The organism is Bartonella sp. B10, from assembly GCF_053794435.1.
Genome location: NZ_CP200030.1, coordinates 82,809 through 104,916 on the forward strand (window position 1 = coordinate 82,809; position 22,108 = coordinate 104,916).

The 22,108-nt window shown below is 33.1% G+C and carries 21 protein-coding genes, 1 tRNA gene and 1 pseudogene; 6 read left to right on the plus strand and 17 right to left on the minus strand.

From position 1 onward, the window contains the following. The first annotated feature begins 5 nt into the window (after positions 1-5). The 3 genes and pseudogenes from sufD (at position 6) to V3565_RS00365 (ending at position 2,926) form a co-directional block, all read left to right on the plus strand. Positions 6-1,277, plus strand: a complete 1,272-nt coding sequence (gene sufD / locus V3565_RS00355) for a Fe-S cluster assembly protein SufD (RefSeq protein WP_455478369.1) — start codon at positions 6-8, stop codon at positions 1,275-1,277. Continuing rightward, positions 1,277-2,533 carry a cysteine desulfurase gene (locus V3565_RS00360; protein WP_455478370.1) on the plus strand — a complete coding sequence of 419 codons (1,257 nt, stop codon included), beginning with the start codon at positions 1,277-1,279 and terminating at the stop codon, positions 2,531-2,533. The genes sufD and V3565_RS00360 overlap by 1 nt, the downstream gene beginning before the upstream one ends. Beyond that, a pseudogene (locus tag V3565_RS00365) lies at positions 2,526-2,926 on the plus strand (SUF system Fe-S cluster assembly protein). Before V3565_RS00360 ends, V3565_RS00365 begins: the two are co-directional and overlap by 8 nt. Before the next feature lie 137 nt (positions 2,927-3,063). Here V3565_RS00365 and sodC read toward each other — a convergent pair. The 5 genes from sodC to V3565_RS00390 all read right to left on the minus strand — a co-directional run bounded on the left by sodC (position 3,064) and on the right by V3565_RS00390 (position 6,436). Beyond that, positions 3,064-3,588, minus strand: coding sequence for a superoxide dismutase [Cu-Zn] SodC (sodC, locus tag V3565_RS00370; protein WP_455478371.1), 525 nt, complete (start codon positions 3,586-3,588; stop codon positions 3,064-3,066). 268 nt (positions 3,589-3,856) lie between these two features. Beyond that, a complete protein-coding gene (locus V3565_RS00375) occupies positions 3,857-4,165 on the minus strand; it encodes a hypothetical protein (protein ID WP_455478372.1) in 309 nt (102 codons plus the stop codon). Continuing rightward, complete coding sequence (locus V3565_RS00380; protein WP_455478373.1) at positions 4,158-4,502, minus strand: hypothetical protein; 345 nt, start codon at positions 4,500-4,502, stop codon at positions 4,158-4,160. Before V3565_RS00380 ends, V3565_RS00375 begins: the two co-directional genes overlap by 8 nt. A gap of 238 nt (positions 4,503-4,740) precedes the next feature. Then, the gene (locus V3565_RS00385) at positions 4,741-5,208 is read right to left on the minus strand and encodes an NUDIX hydrolase (protein WP_455478374.1); all 468 of its coding nucleotides are present in this window, start codon (positions 5,206-5,208) and stop codon (positions 4,741-4,743) included. 1 nt (position 5,209) lies between these two features. After that, positions 5,210-6,436, minus strand: a complete 1,227-nt coding sequence (locus V3565_RS00390; RefSeq protein ID WP_455478375.1) for a UbiH/UbiF family hydroxylase — start codon at positions 6,434-6,436, stop codon at positions 5,210-5,212. A gap of 166 nt (positions 6,437-6,602) precedes the next feature. On the opposite strand from V3565_RS00390, the gene pcsA reads away from it, so the two are divergent. Then, positions 6,603-7,409 (plus strand): phosphatidylcholine synthase, encoded by an 807-nt coding sequence (gene pcsA / locus V3565_RS00395; protein ID WP_455478376.1) that lies wholly within the window; start codon positions 6,603-6,605, stop codon positions 7,407-7,409. 36 nt (positions 7,410-7,445) lie between these two features. Continuing rightward, positions 7,446-8,492, plus strand: a complete 1,047-nt coding sequence (locus tag V3565_RS00400) for an enoyl-CoA hydratase/isomerase family protein (RefSeq protein ID WP_455478377.1) — start codon at positions 7,446-7,448, stop codon at positions 8,490-8,492. 814 nt (positions 8,493-9,306) lie between these two features. On the opposite strand, the gene V3565_RS00405 is transcribed toward V3565_RS00400, so the two are convergent. From V3565_RS00405 to V3565_RS00440, 8 genes are all read right to left on the minus strand, one after another. After that, a complete protein-coding gene (locus V3565_RS00405; RefSeq protein WP_455478378.1) occupies positions 9,307-10,128 on the minus strand; it encodes an MBL fold metallo-hydrolase in 822 nt (273 codons plus the stop codon). 10 nt (positions 10,129-10,138) lie between these two features. Further along, positions 10,139-10,912 carry a TatD family hydrolase gene (locus V3565_RS00410; RefSeq protein ID WP_455478379.1) on the minus strand — a complete coding sequence of 258 codons (774 nt, stop codon included), beginning with the start codon at positions 10,910-10,912 and terminating at the stop codon, positions 10,139-10,141. Then, entirely contained in the window at positions 10,902-12,461 is a 1,560-nt protein-coding gene (metG, locus tag V3565_RS00415) for a methionine--tRNA ligase (protein WP_455478380.1), read from the minus strand. The genes V3565_RS00410 and metG overlap by 11 nt, the downstream gene beginning before the upstream one ends. A gap of 74 nt (positions 12,462-12,535) precedes the next feature. Then, positions 12,536-13,582 carry a DNA polymerase III subunit delta' gene (locus V3565_RS00420; RefSeq protein WP_455478381.1) on the minus strand — a complete coding sequence of 349 codons (1,047 nt, stop codon included), beginning with the start codon at positions 13,580-13,582 and terminating at the stop codon, positions 12,536-12,538. After that, complete coding sequence (gene tmk / locus V3565_RS00425) at positions 13,579-14,223, minus strand: dTMP kinase (protein ID WP_455478382.1); 645 nt, start codon at positions 14,221-14,223, stop codon at positions 13,579-13,581. The genes V3565_RS00420 and tmk overlap by 4 nt, the downstream gene beginning before the upstream one ends. A gap of 27 nt (positions 14,224-14,250) precedes the next feature. After that, positions 14,251-15,414: a D-alanyl-D-alanine carboxypeptidase family protein gene (locus V3565_RS00430; RefSeq protein ID WP_455478383.1), complete on the minus strand. Its 1,164-nt coding sequence runs from the start codon at positions 15,412-15,414 to the stop codon at positions 14,251-14,253. A gap of 299 nt (positions 15,415-15,713) precedes the next feature. After that, entirely contained in the window at positions 15,714-16,568 is an 855-nt protein-coding gene (locus V3565_RS00435; protein ID WP_455478384.1) for a septal ring lytic transglycosylase RlpA family protein, read from the minus strand. Between the two features lie 377 nt (positions 16,569-16,945). Further along, positions 16,946-17,021: transfer RNA gene (locus tag V3565_RS00440), tRNA-Lys, on the minus strand. Between the two features lie 467 nt (positions 17,022-17,488). On the opposite strand from V3565_RS00440, the gene lexA reads away from it, so the two are divergent. Then, positions 17,489-18,202 carry a transcriptional repressor LexA gene (gene lexA, locus V3565_RS00445; protein WP_455478385.1) on the plus strand — a complete coding sequence of 238 codons (714 nt, stop codon included), beginning with the start codon at positions 17,489-17,491 and terminating at the stop codon, positions 18,200-18,202. Positions 18,203-18,329: 127 nt separating this feature from the next. Here the strand turns inward: lexA and ttcA are convergent, their stop codons facing one another. From ttcA to V3565_RS00465, 4 genes are all read right to left on the minus strand, one after another. Beyond that, a complete protein-coding gene (gene ttcA, locus V3565_RS00450) occupies positions 18,330-19,211 on the minus strand; it encodes a tRNA 2-thiocytidine(32) synthetase TtcA (RefSeq protein WP_455478386.1) in 882 nt (293 codons plus the stop codon). 260 nt (positions 19,212-19,471) lie between these two features. Continuing rightward, a complete protein-coding gene (gene rpsD / locus V3565_RS00455; protein ID WP_455478387.1) occupies positions 19,472-20,089 on the minus strand; it encodes a 30S ribosomal protein S4 in 618 nt (205 codons plus the stop codon). 174 nt (positions 20,090-20,263) lie between these two features. Further along, entirely contained in the window at positions 20,264-21,085 is an 822-nt protein-coding gene (gene murI / locus V3565_RS00460) for a glutamate racemase (protein WP_455478388.1), read from the minus strand. Continuing rightward, the gene (locus V3565_RS00465; RefSeq protein ID WP_455478389.1) at positions 21,078-21,914 is read right to left on the minus strand and encodes an RNA methyltransferase; all 837 of its coding nucleotides are present in this window, start codon (positions 21,912-21,914) and stop codon (positions 21,078-21,080) included. Before V3565_RS00465 ends, murI begins: the two co-directional genes overlap by 8 nt. Between the last annotated feature and the right edge of the window lie 194 nt (positions 21,915-22,108).

A 22,108-nucleotide genomic window follows, 5' to 3' on the forward strand; every position in this document is an offset into this window, starting at 1 on the left:
AGAATATGAATATAAATTTACAACAAGAACTGATAGCGGTTGAAAAAGATATTCTTAATCATTTTAATCAACGTGTTGGTTGTTTACCTGGCAATAAGGAAGTACAAGAAGTTCGTAAGAAGGCTATTGAATTATTTAAAAAAAACTTGCTTCCTTCACGCAAAATTGAAAATTGGCATTATACAAATCTGCGTACTTTGTTAAAATCTATTAGTGATTTTTCAGAAATAAGTAATGGGCAATTAGTTGATCCATTATTTTCAGAAAGTGCTGTATTTTCTATTGAAAATGGTAAAACACTAAAGCAATCAAAAATAATAGGCATAACAGCAAAATGTTTAGTCGACGCATTAGAAAAAGAAAATTTCAAAAATATAGACCAAATTACTGCTGATGCAGATTTTATTGGGCAATTAAATACAGCTTTTGTGACTGATGGTTGGCTTATTCAGATTCCTGAAAATAGAAAATTAAACTCTCCAATTGAATTACAAAATATTCAGATGGGTGGACAATCGCATACTTTTTCAGATATTCAAGTTGGCAAAAATAGCCAAGCCATCATTATTGAACGTCAAATCGGTAATGATAAAAATACTTTAGTTAGCTCAATATTTTCATTAAATATTGCTGCTAATAGTGATGTTACATGGATCCTTATTCGAGATCGTGGATTCGATTCTACACAATTTGGTCGGTTGTGTGCTGTGCTTGGAGAAAATGCTAAATTATCACTTTATGTTATTAATATAGGTAGCCAGCTTAATCGTCAGGAAGTTGACGTAGAACTACAAGGGAAAGACTCTAATTTTCAATTACGGGTGATAAATTTATTGTCTGGGAAAACGCACAGTGATCTTACAATGACTGTTCGTCATACTGAAGAAAATGCAACTTCGACAGAGATTATACGTAATGTTGCTATAGATAAAGCACATGGTGTTTTTCAAGGAATAATACGTGTGGCACAAAAAGCGCAAAAAACAGATGCACGTATGGCTTGTAATACTCTTATCCTTTCAGATGATGCAGAATTTTGTGCAAAGCCTGAATTAGAAATTTTTGCTGATGATGTTGCTTGCGGTCATGGAGCAACAGTTACTAAAATTAATAGTGATCATCTTTTTTACCTAATGGCACGTGGTATACCTTTTAAAAGTGCCCAAGAGATTTTGATTAGAGGATTTGTTTCAGAATTAATTGAAGAAATTAAGCAGGATAATCTTCAAAGTTTGCTGAGTGATATTATTGTTCAATGGTTAGAAAAGAATGTTTAATGCAAAAAAAAGTGAAAAGTGTTGTAGAAACATTGAATTATGACGTTGAAGAAGTTCGACGTGACTTCCTTATTTTACAATGTGGTGTTCATGGTAAGCGGCTGGCTTATCTTGATAGTAGTGCATCTGCGCAAAAGCCTCAATCAGTGCTTCATGCTATGGATGATTTTTATAGATATCATTATGCAAATGTACATAGAGGAATACATTTTTTATCAAATGCAGCTACACAATTTTATGAAAACGCCCGCGAAACAATTCGTGCTTTCTTAAATGCCAGAACGGCAAAGGAAATTATTTTTACGAAAAATGCAACAGAGGCTATTAATACTGTTGCTTATGGTTGGGGAATGTCTCAATTGAATGAAGGTGATGAAATTGTTCTTACTATTATGGAGCATCACTCAAATATTATTCCTTGGCATTTTATTCGTAAACAAAAAGGTGTTAAACTCATTTTTGTACCAGTTGACGAAAATGGTATTTTACACATTGAAGATTTTCAGAAAGCTTTAAGTAACAAAACAAAACTTGTTGCTGTTACTCATATGTCCAATGTATTGGGAACTGTTCCTCCCGTTAAAGAAATAGTTAAGATTGCACATCAAAATGCTATTCCTGTTCTTGTGGATGGTTCTCAGGGGGTTGTACATTTAACAGTTGATGTACAAGATCTTGATTGTGATTGGTATGTTTTTACTGGTCATAAGCTTTATGGTCCGACAGGTATCGGTGTGCTTTATGGAAAAGACTATCGTCTAGAGGAAATGCATCCTTTTCAGGGCGGAGGAGAAATGATTGAGACTGTTACAATTGATAAGGTTTCTTATAATGCCCCTCCATATCGCTTTGAAGCAGGAACTCCACCCATAGCTGAAGCTATTGGATTATCTGCTGCTATAAATTATGTACAAAAAAAGAATAGAAACGCCATTCATGCTCATGAGACAGCACTTTTAGCTTATGCACAAGAAAGACTTCAAACAATTAAATCATTACGAATTTATGGGCGTTCTCCTCATAAAAGCGCTATTATATCCTTTGAAATAGAAGGAATTCACGCGCATGATATCGCTATGTTTATTGATAGACAAGGGGTTGCCATACGTGCAGGAACACATTGTGCACAGCCTTTACTACAACACTTTGGTTTAACATCTACTTGTCGTGTATCATTAGCTATGTACAGCAATTATGAAGATATCGATCAATTAGTGGAGGCATTAGAAAAAGCAAGAGTATTTTTTAATGGCTAAATCAATTAACGTAAGTGATCCCACTGAATCAAGTAATATACAAAATGAAAAAAAGAAATTTATATGTCAGCAATTCCTGAAGCCGAAATTGAGCGTATGACAAATGATATAATTTCCGCTCTTAAAACAGTCTATGATCCAGAAATTCCTGCAGATATTTATGAGCTAGGATTAATTTATCGTATAGATATTGAAGATGATCGTTCAGTAAAAATTGAAATGACACTAACTGCACCAGGATGCCCTGTTGCTGGTGAAATGCCAGGGTGGGTTGAAAATGCTGTGAGTGCAGTTGAAGGAGTTTCGCATATTGAAGTAATCATGACATTTGATCCACCATGGACACCAGATTGTATGTCAGAAGAGGCACAGGTCGCAGTTGGGTGGTACTAGTGTTGCAGCGCACTTTTTTGCCGATTATATAAAAAACGTCACACTCTATCTTACAATCTTAACATGTAGCAATGCAACATATATTGCTGTAATATATTGAATTATTAGAGAATTGAATAGGACTTCTTAAAATTTAATCATTCAATAATACCGCACGCCAAACGTGCACCTCCTCCACCTGATATTAGAGGATTATCTGATTGATTATCTCCTCCCAGATGAATTATTAATGAACGACCTTTAATTTTAGAGAGTTCTTTAATTCGTGGTGCAATAACACTCATTGTTGATCGACCTTGGTTATCGACGTAAAGTGAAGGTAAATCACCAAAGTGACCATTAATGTTGTAAGGCCCTAGATGTTTGTTGGTATTTTGTGGATCATAATGCCCTCCTGCAGCAGCACCAATTACACCATTTTGCGTATCACATGAAGGGTTTGTATGTATGTGAAAGCCATGTAAACCTTGTGGAAGAGAAAATAAATTTGGTGTAAAAATCAAACCGCGTGAATTTTCTTCAATATCTATCATACCTATAGTTTTTTTTACATTATTCTCTTCCAGTTTATAAATTTTTACTTGAACCGATGTCGCTAATGCTGTGGCATCAAAATTTAAAAATGTAAATGGAATTAACAAAATGAAAAAAAAATTATTCATGCATAACCTTTTACAATTATTTTAAATAAACAATGAAGACATAAAATGAATTTATGTTCTAGATAACTTTAAATATAAATTTAATAATAACATTTATACTACAAAATAGAAAACTTTATTACATAAAAATACTTAAAATATTTCAGAAATTAAAGTATTTATATTTGTAACAGCTCATAATTTATTTGAATAAGCTCTTGTATATTAAAATTAAAATCTCTCTAGTCTAATAACAAGATTCTTCTTCTAATTTTTAAAGATGTCTTCTTTATGATATAGATAAATTTTCCATAAAAATACAAAATATGCCAACAGCAATACCTATCATAGATCCTATCATTGTGCCGATTATTATACCAGTAGGAAGAGCTATTCCTATACCCATAGCTATAACTGGACCAAATCCGGGAAAAGCAATATAACCGTATGTCGAAAAAATTGCTGCAATTGCTCCTGATACGCAACCGTTTAGACTTCCAATTAATATAGGCTCTCTAAGAAAATAGTATATTTTTTTTAAAAAAAATTGTTCATGTTTTTTTGAATTGGCACTGCCGTAAAGTTTAAAATCAATCATATTCTTTTCTTCCATTTTGGATATTAATTATTCCAGAATAGTCAATAGATACGAGAAAATGACAATGATTAAATTTTACTAAAGCACGCCAAATACCTTGATCATCTAAGCGCAATCTTTTAACATTTTCAAAACCATTTTTCCTGAGACGATTTTTAATCTGCGAAGCAGTGAACGAATTTTGTCCTGGTTTAGTGATATCTTTGTTAAAAAAATACTCAAAGCTTTGACAATGAGGATTATAAAAAACTTCACTTACTGAATCTGTAACTATGGTTGAAATACATATCACAATTATAACAAAAGCACTTGATCTTAAAATTTTGCTTAATTTCATCTTGTCACCATTTACTTAAACAAAGATGCTTTTAAATATTTACATCTTAAGCAATAAATTAACTCTTATATAAGCAATAAGTTCCAAGAATTATTTTTTATCTCTATTTTTATGATTATCTTATAAGTAAAAATGACTATATCATTATTTTTAATATACTATGTTTTACAACGCTATGTACTATAAATTAACTTATATAAAAAAATATACTATAATAAAATTTAATATATACATTATTCTAATGCGGTTTATAATTTAAAAAAATTTTTTTGAGCTGTGGCTCATTGACACGTTTTATTGCTTCTAATGCTGTGACCCACTCATATGCACGACAATTTTGTTCTGGCCATTTTTTTTCTTGATACAAATGGAGAATAGAAAAAACGTAAACACAGAATTTTCTATTTTTTCCTATTTGTAGATTTGACTTTTTGTATTCATATGTGCCTATGGGAGTTTCGTTAATGATACCTCGTACTCCAGCTTCTTCAAAAGCTTCTTGTAATGCAGCTTGTGAAAAAGATTTTTTTGGAATTGGCCATCCTTTCGGTATAATCCATCGGCCAGATCCTCTACTGGTAATAAGCAAAAATTCAAGATTTTTATTTTTCACGCGGTAAATTAACGCACCAACTTGCAAAAAATATATATTGTTTAGCAAGATGCATTTATCGTAGGCGATATCAGTACCATTAATTGTTATCATATCAATGCAGCTGTTTAGATGACTTTGTTAAAAATGTTTGTATAATCTTTTTAAATCCATAATTAGGGTTCATTCCTTCTTTCATGAAGAAACTACGTAACGGTGAATAATTGCGTAATAACCCAAATCCAATGCTTCGTATGATATGAATTGGTAACATACTAGAAAGTAAAGCATTGTTGAGTGTATGAACAGATCCGCTTCGAATGAGTATATCAGATCTACGACATTGATTATAGTGTGTAATGATCGTTCTCAAATTAGAATCGGATATTTGATAGGGTAAAATATCAATTAAAGTTTGAACATCACGAAATCCCAAATTCAATCCCTGCGCTCCAATGGGAGGAAAAACATGAGCGGATTCACCTACTAAAATTGTTCGATTAGCCGCAAAATTACGAGCAATAAGTCCTGAAAGAGGCCATGCTTGAACTGATGTTTCTAGTGTTAGCTTTCCAAGCATTGATTGCATCTTATCTTCTATTAATTTTGCCATCATTTTTGGCTCTAGATTTAACAATTCTTTAGCGCGAGAAGAATCAACAACCCATACAAGACTAGATTTATTCCCTGGTAATGGCACCTGTGTAAATGGTCCATCTTCGGTATGAAACTCTGTAGATGTATTTTTATGGGAAATATCATGTGAAAAATTTAAAACTAGTGCTATTTGCGAATAGTTCCATCGCTTAACCTTTATGCCAGATGCCATCCGTGTAGGGGAATTGCGTCCATCAGCAGCAATAACAAGTGGTACCTGAAGAATTTTACCATCCGTAAGAGTAATTTCTACATGTTTTTTTTGATGATTAAAAGATCGTGCTGAAGAAAAAATTCTCATGATATTTTGCGTATGTATAATGCAATCAGTGAAAGCATTGTTTAAACTTACATTAGGTACGTTATAACCGAAAGCTTTTTCACCAATTTCCGTAGAACAAAAATTTACAGTAGGAGCACGTACAATTCTAGATGTTATATCAATAATTCTAATGGAAGATAAAGCTGCTGCATGAGGTTCAAGGATATCCCAAATATTTATTTTTTTGAGCATATCAATTGCTGGCATCATAAGAGCAGTTGTCCGTAACTCATCTGCATGAGTAGGCGGGCCAATAAGAAAAACAGAATACCCCTTATGTGCAAGGTACAGCGCTGTCAACATGCCCACTGATCCTGCACCAACGACAGCAATATCTTGATGCTTGTTTCGTTCAAATATCAAAATGATTTAACCCTTTTCAATTTTTATAAACTATATAAATAATCTCTTTTTATTATATGAAGTTTTTCTATTATATTATGTAATAAATAATGTGATATAAAAAATAACTTTTTTGGCTCTTTTATAAATGAAGTATACCATAGGGAAAAAAATGATATGTTGGTAAATGGGTAAAGATTTTAGAAACGAGGATAAAAAAACCTTGAAACGTAGATTAACAAAAAAAATTCAAACTAAAGCTGATGTATTACGTCATAAAAAAGTTACAATGCCACAAGCAAAGGCTTTTTCGGTTCATTTATTAACAGCCTCAGGTTCATTTTTAGCATTTCTTTCTCTTATATCCGCATCTGAAAAAGAATGGACATCCATGTTTTGCTGGCTTGGACTTGCACTTCTTGTTGATGGTATCGATGGACCAATTGCTCGAAAATTGGACGTTAAATATGTACTCCCAACATGGTCTGGAGAATTATTAGATAATATTATTGATTACGTAACTTATGTTTTAATCCCAGCTTTTGCACTTTACCAGAGTGGTTTTATGGGCTCAGGATTATCGTTTTTATTAAGCGCTATTATTGTCATTTCATCAGCAATTTATTATGCAGATACTGGAATGAAAACCAGGGAAAACTTTTTTAAAGGGTTTCCTGTAGTTTGGAATATGATGATTTTTACGCTTTTTATAGTAAGACCAGGGGAATGGGTTGCTTTTACCATTATTGTGTTATCAGCAATTATATCTTTTTTGCCAATTTACTTTATCCATCCAGTAAGAGTTATCCGCTTACGTATGCTAAATTTTCCAATTTTCCTTTTATGGTGTTTTTTTGGCACTATTGCGTTCTTTTACCAACTTAATGCCCCATATTGGGTTAAGATAGGAATATCAGTAACAGGCATTTATATGTACTGTATTGGTGCTATCATGCAATTATTTCCTCAATTAGGAAGTAGAAAAAATCATTAAAAACAATTAAATAGATGTTCTTAAGAAGGGAACAAAATGCAAATTGATTTTGGAGCAGGTGATGACATCTCTTTTATAAAAGAGGGATGTGCAGGTATCATAAGGCTTACACGTCCTTCTGCATTAAATGCTCTTAATCATAAAATGGTTTTTGCTTTAAAAAAAGCTCTCAGTACATGGGAAACGGATAATGATATTTCTTGCATTTTAATTGAAGGAGAGGGACGTGCTTTCTGTGCTGGTGGAGATGTTGTAGAAATATACAATATGGGAAATACAGCTTCTTCTTATCAGTATTTTAGCGATAAATATCTTTTAAATACATATATTCAAAGTTTTACGAAGCCTTATATTTCTTTTTTAAATGGTATCTGGATGGGGGGAGGAGTCGGCATTTCAATATATGGTTCACACCGAATTGTTACAGAAAATACGCTTTTTGCTATGCCAGAAAGTGCTATTGGATTTTTTCCAGATGTCGGTGCAAGCTTTTTCCTGCCACCACTTCCTAATTGTTTTGGTGTTTATCTTGCATTAACAGGTGCAAGCATAAAATGGGGAGATTGTTTAAATTTAGGACTGGCAACTCATGCAGTTCCTGAAATTGAACTCAATATGGTTAGAAAGGATATTATTGAACGAGGAGATCCTATGTTAGCTTTAAAAAAACGAGCTGTAACAGTGGATTATGAAACAAATAGTGAAACACGTTTAATTATAAATTCCTGTTTTAGTGCTTATACGTTGGAGGAATGTATGGAACGGCTTTGCAAAAAAAGCAATGAAGGGATTTTATTTGCTAAGGAATGCTACGATACCTTGCAATTACGTTCTCCAACAAGCTTAAAAATCATCTGGAGGCAACTGAAACAAAATCCTTTTAATACTCTGAAAGATTGTATAAAAATAGAAAATCGTATCGCACATCACATGATTAACTCACACGATTTCCGCGAAGGTGTGCGTGCAATACTGATCGAAAAGGATCAAAATCCTAAATGGAAACCAAGTAAACTATCAGATGTAACACTCGAGATGGTAGATGTCTATTTCCAACCTGTTGAACAAGAACTAGCGCTTTAATAAACAGCCCTTAACTAAAATTTTATCACTGTTATTGAATTGTGGATCTGCTTCAAGGAGTTACTACAAGAGAAATCATATTCTTGGGTCAGAATTCAAGAATTACTGACCCAAGCTTTGTCATTGAATTTTTTCAACTGAATAATACCCACCATAAATCCCACACACTATTTGCTTTCGTTGAAAATATCCATATCAATGATGCTAATGTTCCCCATAGTGCTGTTGCCATCATATATCCTTTCTATTTAAAAAGTTCCATAATATATATTATGCGATAATATGACATAAAAAAAACCTAACTTAATAGGAAAAACTTTTTAGACACATTAGTCACATTTTTGACTTATTTTTTTCTGCAATATAATTGTGTCAAAATTTTGATAATAATATTTTATTCTTAATAAAAAATATTATTTTTTGTGCTAAATTACTTCAATAATAATAATAATGATGCATAACACTTTGTGTAAACAAGATGTTTTAAAATAGCGTCACGCTCTTCTAGAGCAACCATTTCATTTTTTATTTTCTGAAGATATACAGATGTTTTATAAATCTTGCATTTATTAGAAAAAAAACTCAAATTAAATATCTATACAGTTTATATCTCTATCATTTATGTTTGTAATTACAATACTCTTTTTTAATCAATTATCATATGCTGATAACAATATTGCTAAAATAGAATATATGACCCCATACACAAGATATATATACATAAAAAACGTCACGTTTAATACAATATTACTAATTTTTATAATATAATATTCTTGCAAAAATAAAATGATGCTTAAAAATTTACCTTAGCATTTTAGGCAATTGGCGGTATTTCTGTTTCAAAAATAAATCCTTGATATGCTGGCCTAACGTATGCGGGAATATAGTTTACAACCTCATTGTAATCTAGTGATCTATCCATATGTGTAAGGATAGCTTGTTTTGGTTTTAGATATTTGATCCATTTTAATGCTTGATCAACTGAAAGATGGCTTGGATGAAATTCAAACTGAAGAGCCTCAATAATTAAAACATCCAAATTCATCAATTTTGGTAATGTTTTTTCCGGAAATTCACTAACATCTGTACAATAAGCGACATTTCCAATACGAAAACCTAAGGAATGGGTAGCGCCATGAAGCTGTAAATGCGTATTTATGGTTATTTCTCCACCCTGCCCATGAATTATAAATTCACTATCTTCATTGATAAGATTCGCTTTTAAAGTAGGTGAATAAAACGAACCCTTTGGTGCTTGAAAACAATAGCCAAAAGCATTTTTTAAATGCTCTAGTGTGAATGCATCTGCATAAATATCTATTAAACATTTTTGTGAAAGTGCATAGCTTCGTAAATCATCAATACCATGAATATGATCTGCGTGAGCATGTGTATAAAGCGCAGCATCAAGATGACTCACGTTCCTGTCGATCATTTGAGATCGAAAATCCGGACCAGTATCAATAACAATTGTTGTTTTTTTTCCTGATGTATTAACACGTTCAACCAATAAAGAACTTCTATAACGTTTATTCTTGGAATTATTCGGATCACAAGCTCCCCAATCACCATTAGGGCGCGGTACTCCTGGAGAAGAACCGCACCCTAATATCGTAAATCGATACCGATCAAACATATCTTTTGCCTTATTTCATTTTGTTAAATAAACGAAAAGCATTTTGCGTTGTTATCTGAGCTGTCTCTTCAGTACTTAAGCCAATGATTTCAGCTAAAATGGCTGCTGTATAGCTCACAAAAGATGGCTCATTTGTTTTACCTCGATGAGGAACAGGAGCTAAAAATGGCGCATCAGTTTCAACTAATAAACGATTATGAGGTATATTTTTTGCTATTTCACGGATTGCAAACGCATTTTTAAAAGTAAGGATACCTGAAAAAGATATATAACCGCCAAGTTCAATACCAACACGGGCAAGTTGCATTCCAGATGAATAACAATGAAGGACGAATGGAAAATCTCCTTCTTTTATTTGTTCGCGTAATATTTTCTCCATATCTGCATCAGCATTTCGTGAATGAATAACAATAGGAAGCTGCGTTTCTCGAGAAGCAATGATATGTTCTCGAAAACTTTTCTTTTGCTCTTGCGGTGAAGAATAATCATAATGATAATCAAGTCCAGCTTCTCCAAATGCAACAATTTTTGAATGCTTTGACAAATAAATAAGGTTTTCAGCCGTAACATTTTGTTCTTCATGTGCATAATTAGGATGCGTACCTACAGAGCAAAATACTTGATTATAGGAGTGCGTAATTGCTAAAATCTTATCTAATTCACGAACACGTGTTGAAATCGTTATCATACGTTCAACATTAGCATTTAAAGCCCGTTGGATAGTATCATCTAAATCCTGAGCAAAATCCTCAAAATCAAGATGACAATGTGTATCAACTATCATGATGAGTATCGTCTTTCTTAAGGATATAACGAGGAAAAATTGGTTCTGGTGGTGGAAGATTAATACCTTCTTGAATTCTTGAATTGCTTATATGATACAATAATCGATCTTCTTCAGCAACTGCAAGACTATCAAGAATCTTAGCTGCTGATTGCGGTATAAAAGGCAACAGCATAATACCTATTCGCCGTAAAACTTCTATAGTTATGTAAAGCACTGTAGAAAATCTTTCTGGATTATTTTTTCGTAAACTCCAAGGTTTTTCATTAGCAAAATAGCGATTAGCATTTGCTACAACAGAAAAAATAGCTGAAAGCGCTATATGAATGCCTTGAGATAACATAGCTTGGCGCATAATTTTAAATACTTGAAGGGATTGTTCCAAAATCTGCTTATCTTGAACTAACAATACTGTTGGCTTAGGAACTTTTGCATCGCAATTTTTAGCTATCATAGATAAAGAGCGCTGCACCAAATTTCCAAGATCATTAGCAAGATCTGCATTAATGCGATTTACAAAACTATCATGGTTATAGCTACCATCTTGCCCAAATGGGACTTCACGTAGAAAAAAATAACGTACTTGGTCAACGCCATAATGTTCAACCATTTCAAAAGGATCAATTACATTTCCAACAGACTTTGACATTTTTGTACCACTGTTGAGTAAAAACCCATGTGCAAAAATGCGTTTAGGTAATTCAATCCCAGCAGACATTAAAAACGCTGGCCAATAAATACCATGAAAACGAATAATATCTTTACCAATAATATGAACATTTGCAGGCCAAAAATTACGTTTTTTTGAATTTTCGTCAAAAAATCCTATTGCTGATAGATAATTTGTAAGTGCATCAACCCATACATACATTACGTGCTCTGAATTACTCGGAACACCAATCCCCCAGCTTAAATTTGCTCGTGAAATAGAAATATCTTTTAAACCAGATTTGATAAAACTTATAATTTCATTACGTCGTTCAACAGGAGCGACGAAATCAGGGTGTTTCTCATAATGCTCCAGAAGAGCTTCTTCATAACGGGATAGCCTAAAAAAATAACTCTCTTCTTCGTTCCACTCCACTGGAGATCCTAATTCTTTCTCACGACGAATTTTATCTTCTCCAACTTCAGTATCTTTTTCTTCATAATACGCCTCCTGACGTACCGAATACCAACCAGCATAACGGCCAAGATAAATATCGCCATTTTCTTCCATCTTTTTCCAAATTTTTTGACAAGTTTGATGATGTCGCTCTTCTGTAGTACGAATAAAGTCGTCATTGGAACAATTTAACACTGTAAGCATTTTTTGAAAGATAGCACTGTTGCGATCTGCGAGTTGCTTAGGTGTTATATCTAACGCTTCTGCTGTCTGTTGCATCTTTAAGCCATGCTCATCCGTACCAGATAAAAAAAATACATTTTTTCCATCTAATCGCTGAAAACGAGCAAAAACATCACTTGCAATCGCACTATAAGCATGTCCGATATGTGGATTACCATTAGGATAAAAAATTGGAATTGTTATGTAATATGTGTCGTGCATGTCATACTCATTATGAAAGGCAATAAAAGATACAATGACATAATATTTGTTAATTATCTTGTCACCAAAAAAGCTTACTCATCACGAATGATTTTATGAACGCTAAAAAGCAAATTAATAATGAACTGCTTTTTATTAAGATTTACTGATTGTATCTCTCTTATTTTTTGATGAGTCTCTTGCCACACTCCTGCACATTTTTTTGAAAGAGTAAAATTTCCTCTTTCAGCCGACATAGTAGCTTTTTTTTGAATTTTATCAAGAATTTCATCACAAAATTGTTGAAATTGTACCACTGAAGAAGATAATGAAAGTGTTTGCGCAAGAGCGTGCACAATATATGGATTACAAATAGACTGCTCCAAGAGATTATCAATAGTTTTCATAATTTTAACCCACCCTTGACATATGAGTAAAGCAGCTTTTCGAGGATTTCCCTTGGATTTTTGAATAATCATTTCAAGAGTTTCTTCATCATTTATTGTTTTATGAGGTAAAATATGCGTGACAACTTCCTTCATTTCATCATCCTGCAGTGGGTAAAAAGAAATCTGCTGGCACCGTGATCGAATCGTTGGTAACAATCTTCCAGAAGAATGCGCTATAATAATAAATAAAGTTTTTCTAGGAGGTTCTTCCAAAATTTTAAGAATTGCATTAGCTGCATTTTTATTCATATCATCCGCAGAATCGATAATGACGATACGCCATTCGTTATTTTGCGATGTCTGATTTAAAAAGCGTAAAATGTCGTGTATATCATCAATTAGTATACCTGTTTTGAATTTTTGCGCTTTGAAATCGAAGCGCCGTGAAATGTGCAAAAGATTAGGATGACTACCCTGCATAATTTGGCGCCATACAGTGGAATTATTATCTGGTTGTAGAAAAATACTCTTTTGAGAATTTAAAATGTTCCAAGCCAAATGAAACGCTAATGTTGCCTTTCCAATCCCACGTTCTCCTTTAAATAGTAACGCATGATGTAATAAACATTCTGCTTTACACATTTGAGTCAAAAAATGACGTACATTTTTGTGCCCAAAAATGACGCTATTTTGCGATGGTGACAAAACTGAAGCAATGTCATCATATTGGCGTAAAAAATTTATATCATTCATAAAAAATGATCCGGCATTACTCGATGACAAACACTTTTTATTTGGTTCGCGATAACTTCTACTGTATTTGTTGCATTAATCACTTGAAACCGATTAGGTTCCTGTTTTGCCAAATGAAGAAAAGCTTCACGTCTCTGTTCTTGAATCTCCAATCTATCTTTTTCAAAATAATCATTTTTTTCTACTTTTTTTCTCCGTAAATTTACACGCTCCATACCACACTTCGCGGGTATATCTAACAAGAACGTCAGATTTGGCATTACTCTATTCACAGCGATATATTCTAAAACAGAAAGAATATGAGAACTTACTTTGTTATTAAGACCCTGATAAACACGTGTAGAATCAATAAAACGATCACATAAAACGATTTTATTTTTTTGCAGAGAAGGTGCAATAACTTCGACAATATGATCAGCTCGAGCTGCTGTAAACAGAATTGCTTCAACAAATGGTCCATAATGCTGTGCTTGACCTGATAGTAAAATACGACGCATTATCTCCGCGCCTATCGTTCCTCCTGGTTCTCTCGTTGTAACAACGTCATAACCTTTACTACAAAAATACTGAGCGAGCAAAGAAATTTGTGTTGTTTTCCCTGCTCCCTCCCCTCCTTCAAATGTAATAAAATAACCTGACACGTGAAAACCTTAATTTCTGCTTATGTATTACCAATATTTTCGCAACCATCCAATTGTTATTTCATAAAATGCATCTTTGACTTTGGAAAAAAAGTTTCCTTCCTGAACATTAGCTCCAGCAAAAATGGGTTTTTCAAGAAGGATCTGTTTATTTTCTAAAATTTGAATAACGCCAACTTGTTGTCCGAGAACGATAGGAGCTTTTAATGGTCCATGATATTTAATTTTTGCTTTAATATTATTTCTTTTTTCATTCGAGAGCATACAGTTTACCTTCTCTTTAACAATGAGTGGAACAGAATTTTGCGATCCACCATAAACGGAAGCATAACCAATTATATCTTCTTTGACAAAAATAGTTTTAAGATCAAAAGCCGTCATCCCCCACTGAAGAATACGTTCTATTTCTTTTGTATTTTTTTTACCATCTTGCAAGCCATTTATTGCTAAAAAAAGACGTTTGTCATTTTTATAAACGGTAACAACCATTGAAAAACCTTCTTCTTCGCTGTAACCAAAGCCAAATCCTTCTACACCAATTTCTTTTGAAATGAGAGGATTTTTATTACGCTGAAAAATTTTATTCCAAGTAAAATCAGGCTCTCGGTAAAGAGCATAGTATTCAGGATATTCATGAGCGATATGGCGGGTTAATGTAATCATATCACGCAATGTTACAAATTGTCCTTCTTCAGGAAGCCCTGTTGAATTCACAAAATGACTATTTGATAATCCAAGCAATTTTGCTCTCTGATTCATCAATTTAACAAAATCAGATTCACTTCCTGATATTCCTTCAGCAAGAATGATAGCCGCGTCATTTCCATTAACAATAATTAAACCACGCAAAAGATCTAACACACTAACTTCTGTTTTTACTCCTGCAAACATGGTGGTTGTACCAGAAGGTGCTCCACCTTTACGCCACGCATTTTCACTCACCTTAAATGTTTGTGTACTGCTTAATTTCCCCTCTTTTAGCTGATGAAACACAACCTCAGCTGTCATCAATTTTGCTAACGAAGCAGGAGGAAAAGCAACATTACTCTGCTTTTCAAGAAGCATTGTATCTGTATAATCGTCTAACAGCAGTACTTGTGATGCAGAAATTTGAAAATTTTGTGCTCTTCCCACCTGATACGATATCAATACCCAAAAAGAGACAAAAACAACCCTTAATGCCGCATTCATAATTGATTCTCCCACAGTTAATGAATCAGCATAAAGAAACCATTTATACAAGAAAAGAGTTGCTTATTTTTATAAATAAAAAATCACTTACAAATACAACGACCTACATTAAAGGAATCTCTTCGTTTTACTTCAAATAACTAAACAAACCAACGCAATCATATATTTTGACTGTATAAAATCTATTATTTCAAAACACACAAAATTTCCTAACAGTAATTAAGAACCGCGTTATACTACAATCAGTATTTTTGTCTAAAAACATGTGCGGTTAACTCACTTTTATCTTTTTACTTGACTTAATTTACAGAAGCAACTTGATTAAATAACGTTGGTTTATCAAGCAAAACTGGGCCAATCTCTGGCAATTTTACCAAAATATCCTTAATCAATTGCTTTTTCTTAACTACTTCTTTAGGAAATTTTTCCTTATTATTAAAATTAAACTCCTTTAGCATAGCACTTCCCTTTTCTTCAGGAATACCCAACAATACCAATGAAGACGGAGCATATCCACCAGGTAAATAGGAAGCCATTAAGTAACTCCCATCATAATATCCAACGGGCGCTTCAGAAATATATTCTACTTTCACATTTGTTATACCAGCATTTGCGTAACCAAGTACCGCTGCAGCTTGTTTTGATAAATCAATAATTCTATTTTTCATGAAGGGCCCACGATCATTCACTCTTACAATCAGAGAGGCCCCATTTTCTAAATTAGTAACACGAGCATAACTAGGTAAAGGCATTGTAGGATGAGCTGCAGTTAAAAGATCCATGTCATAAACCTCACCATTTGCAGTTAAACGCCCATGAAAATCTGAACCATACCACGATGCTTGCCCAATACTTTTATAAGTTGGATCATTTTTGGGATAGTACCACTTTCCTTTTATTTGGTAGGGCTTACCTACAACGGCCCGTCCCTTTCCATGAATCTTTGTTTTTGATTTATCTTGTTCACTTAATTTTTTTGTAAGTAGAGAAACGTTCTTTGTATCAATCGTTTTATCAGAAGAATCTTGTACTGCAAGATGAGCCACCTTTTTTGCACCACAAGATACCAATAATTGGGAAACAGCTACAATAAAAGTAAGATAGAATGTTAGTTTAATAATGGGAATAAAACCCACTTTGCTATTTAAAAGCATCTATTAACCCGCTTAATTTTTGTTAAGAACTTATTGTAAATAACTGTACAGCATCCTTTAATATGCGGCGACATGCGGCGAAAAAATTCATACTTATAATTTTTTGCCCAACACATTACATGTGTATCACTAAAATTTAACACCTGGTCAGTATCTTAACACAATATTATTTTTTTTTGCTATACACTACAAGAAACAAATGCTAATGCGTTAAACATATAACACAATAAACCATAATAAAATCAGTATATTAGTAAATATATAACTCTATAATATAAATTGTGAATAAATTAAATATGCTTATATAAATAGAACTACGCTACTGTAATTTAGCATAGGGCAGTTACCAAATTTGCAAATCAAATATAATACTGGATTGGTGAGCGCGCAGGGATTCGAACCCTGGACCTACTGATTAAAAGTCAGTTGCTCTACCGGCTGAGCTACGCGCTCCCAAACAAGTCATTAACTTGTAGAAAACGTGATGGAACATAAGGTCGACTTTTTATTTGGTCAACACCTTTTTTGAAAAATATTACTCTTTGTTGTGGTTATCAATATTTTTCTAATTTTCTTTTCAAATTTTAAATACAAAACAATTTATTATATAGTAAAGATAATTTATTTAAGTTTGTTATATAAGTTTACAATAAAAAAATACTAATAATATATTAAATAATTATTTTTTTACTATATACATTATATTATATTAAAATAATAAATTATATGTATATTTTTTTAAATAAATAACTTATTATAATATTTAATAATATAAAATACTATATATAAATGAATACTTATATATAGTATTTTTAAATTTAAAAAATAAACAAAATATTTTTAATTAAGTTTATCAAAAAATTGCAAAACAATTATAAAATACATATGTTTTGTTTTTGATTTTTTGATTGGAATGTTGAATGCTAACATGTAAACAATATGAGCTACTCTTGTTCATTCAAAATCATATAAAAGAAACTGGTATTCCTCCTTCCTTTGATGAAATGAAAAATGCTTTGGATCTTTCTTCAAAGTCTGGTATTCATAGGCTTATCACAGCATTGGAAGAACGAGGATTTATACATCGTTTACCAAATCGAGCTCGTGCAGTAGAAGTCATTCGACTGCCTGATAAGATAACGTTTAATCTTTCTTCAGCTCGTAAAATTTTTCCAAGTACGACAGAAAAAAACAAAAGAAAAATAACAAAACGCTTTGGCAGTTTAGATAATTTTGATATAGAAGATAAAAAAAACGTTACCGTTCCTATTATGGGTCGCATTGCTGCTGGCGTACCTATTTCTGCTATACAGCAACAAACTAATACGCTTTTGTTATCGTCGGATATGATAAGTTTGGGTGAACATTATGCTTTAGAAGTAAAAGATGATTCTATGATTGAAGCCGGTATTCTCGATAGAGATACTGTAATTGTTAGACGTCAAAACACAGCCACATCAGGTGAAATTATTGTTGCCTTCATTGATAAGGAAGAGGCAACTCTAAGACGATATCGACGCAAAGGCTCCTATATTGCATTAGAAGCTGCAAATCCTCACTATGAAACACGTACATACAAACCTGAAAGAATTCAGATACAAGGAAAACTTATTGGACTTATCCGCAAGTATTAGTAATTATCTGATATGTTCCATATATTTTTCATGAAATATCATAAAAAATAGAATATCCACAATCTTCACTCTAAAATACTCTAGAGTTACGAAATTTATTTACTTGTATTTCTTAACTGCGTGATATTTATAACATTAAGTTTTTAAAATCGAAATTTTTTTTATCAAGCAAATGACTTGAGCGTACGTTTGTTAAGGCACGGATCATAGTATCTTTACGCCCTGGCATTTTTTTTTCGATATCTCTTAGCATTTCTTTCATTGCATTACGTTGTAAACCATCTTGACTACCACAAAGATTGCACGGAATGATGGGAAATTGCATGATTTGGGAAAATTTTTCTATGTCTTCCTCAGCGGCATATACAAGAGGACGCAAAACAAAAAGATCTCCCTCATCATTTATAAGCTTTCCAGGCATGGCTGCTAACCGACCACCATGAAATAAATTCATAAAAAATGTTTCCAAAACGTCATCACGATGATGTCCAAGTACTAATGCAGAGCACTTTTCTTCACGTGCTATACGGTACAAATTACCACGTCGCAACCGAGAACAAAGCGAACAATATGTTTGATTATGCATCAATTTATCTGTAACAATTGAATAAGTATCTTGGTATTCAATACGATATGGAATATGATAAGAATTTAAAAAATCCGGAAGAATATGTTTTGGAAATCCAGGCTGACCCTGATCAAGGTTACAAGCCAAAATTTCAACTGGCAAAAGACCACGCCACTTTAAATCAAGAAGAAGAGCCAGTAAGCTATAAGAATCTTTTCCTCCCGACAAAGCAACAAGCCATTTATTTCCTGAAGAGAGCATATGGAAATCATCAAATGCCTGCCGTACATGGCGCAAAAGTCGTTTGCGTAATTTATTAAATTCAACAGTTGAAGGAACCAATCGAAATATCGGATGACAATCCTGAGATTCTCTTGCTAGGGAATTGGTTTTATCAACATTTTCTTCCATTACCTGATATTTAACTGAAGTATTATCCATACCTATAATCCTGCAAAATATAACAGTTAATCTTGTAAATAGCAGCGTAGGAAACAACAGATGTAGCGCAGTTTTAATTTATGCTCATTTATAATTTATAATCTTAGACATATCATAAAAAATGGCGCCATATCAAATCACATTGTTATAAAACAACAATAAACCTGATATAACACCATTTACTAAAGCCACTTTTTAGCCTTCAATGACTATAATGCGACGAATCGCTTTAAACATGTAGAAATATCCCCACGAAAAGCTTAGCGAGAATAAAATTCAACAACCAAATTTGGTTCCATTTGCACAGCATAAGGAACGTCTGCAAAAGCAGGAATACGAGTAAATGTCGCTTTCATCTGATTGTGATCTGCTTCAATATACTCAGGCACATCACGTTCTACTAACTGTACAGATTCCAATACCAAAACAAGCTGTTTTGATTTTTCACGAACTTCAATCACATCACCTGGTTTACAGCGATATGATTGAATATTTGTGCGACGACCATTTACATTTATATGGCCATGATTGATGAATTGGCGAGAAGCAAAAATCGTAGGCACAAACTTTGCGCGATATACAACTGCATCTAAACGGGATTCCAGAAGGCCAATAAGGTTTTCACCAGTATCACCACGTCTACGAGCAGCTTCTTCATAAATTTTACGAAATTGCTTTTCTGAAATATCGCCGTAAAATCCTTTTAACTTTTGTTTAGCGCGCAATTGTACGCCATAATCAGAAAGTTTTCCTTTACGGCGTTGTCCATGCTGACCTGGACCATAATCACGGCGATTAACGGGAGACTTTGGACGACCCCAAATATTCTCCCCCATACGACGATCAATTTTATACTTTGTTGTTTCGCGTTTACTCATCGCATTTCCTTTTTAAAAAAACAGGATCAAACAATTTAGATCTCAAGGAAACGCACCCTCCTCTGCCTTTTAAAATATTAAAGACTGACAGAATATCTTAACACATACTTTGCTAAGTTATCCACGGGACACGTTAATTAGTGCCATTTTCCTGAAAGAAAAGACAAAGTAGGATTATTGATCTGATATGCTAAAGTCAACTCCTTTCATTATATTTAAGCCAAATTTTTTTAATAAACGCTCAGTTGAAAAAGTTATATTGTTTGATGTAAACAATGCAAAATCTTGATGCTCCTTTACATTTTTATAATGTACTTTTCCAATTAATAACGATTTTATATGTTTAGCGACGGCTTTTGCTGGATCGATCCATTCAACTGGCCACAAAGCTTGTTCACGAAATAAGCTAATCAAAAAAGGATAATGTGTGCAGGCTAAAACAATAATATCAGTATATTTACCATTTTTTTCGACAAAACACGGAAGAATTTCGTGACGTAATTCTTTATGATTAATAGGTTTTCCACGTAAATAATCTTCAGCAAATCCAGCAAGTTTTTCACTTCCAACAAGCTGAACATGACATTGATCAGCAAAAGAATTGATTAATTCATGTGTATATGCACGTTTAACCGTTTTAGGAGTAGCTAACACAGAAATAAATCCAGATTTTGTTTGCTGAGCTGCCAATTTAATTGCAGGAACCGTCCCTACAAAAAGAATATGGGGAAATTTTTTTCGTAAATCTGTCATCATCAATGTAGAAACGGTGTTGCAAGCAATCACACATAAGTGTGGATTATAAAGTGTTAGAAGATTTATAAAAATTTTTAAAATACGATTTTTTAAAATACTATCCTCCCAATTTCCATATGGAAATCCAGCATCATCAGCAACATAAATAAACTGAGCCTCAGGAACGAGAACCTGTACCTCCCTCAATATCGTTAAACCACCTATACCACTATCAAAAAAAAGGAGAGTACATTTATCCATTGGTATTCATACTTGTTTTAATTGTTTTACGGTCAAGATTTGTTGGTGCGCCACTACCTCGTGGAAATTTAGGTGAAAAATGATCTAATGAGGATATAATTCCCCGTAGCAAACAAACCTCAGATTCGCTAAAATTAGCGCGCGTAAAAACAGAACGCAGATTCGAAAGCATGACTTTTTTACGTTCTTTAGGTCTAAAATACCCACGAACATCTAGAGCATCTTCTAATTGAGATAAAAAACCGTGAAATGTTGCTTTATTAGCTGGTTCCATCTCGGCTGCACGAAAAGCCGTATCATTTACATCTTGCAAACCTGATTTCATCCATTCGTATGACATAAGCAAAACTGCTTGTGCAATATTAAGCGATGCGAAAGCAGAATTAACTGGAAAAGTTATGATTTCATCCACAAGACTGATTTCATCATTTTTTAATCCCCATCTTTCTCTCCCAAATACAATACCTGTCTTATGCCCGATATTTTCACGCTGACGTAATATATTTGCTGCTTCAACAGCACTTTTTACAGTTTTAAAACCACATCTTTCCCGTGCTGTTGTAGCAAAAACATAATGTAAATCTGCAATTGCTTCACTCAACGTATTAAAAATCATTGCACCATTAATTACGTGATCTGCTTTACTAGCTGCAGCTCTGGATTTGTCGTTTGGAAATGCCTCTCGAGGTTTGACTAACCGAAGCTTAAAAAGACCAAAATTTGCCATTGCTCTGGCTACCATACCAATATTTTCTGGCAACTGTGGCTCAACCAAAATAATAGTTGGACCATTTGTTAAATTTTTATATCTCTTATTTGTTCCAGCCATCAATCCTACCTAAATTTATCAATTTTGCTTCTATCAATAATTTTAAACTAAATTATATATTTTTATTCAATATTTTCTAGTTGAAGTAACAACTTCGATAAGTTATTAATAATGAATTGCAAAAGCAAAAATAAATTTCCAAATTTAAAGTGTTTATACTAACTATCGTAATTTTCTCTTGTATCAATATAGCC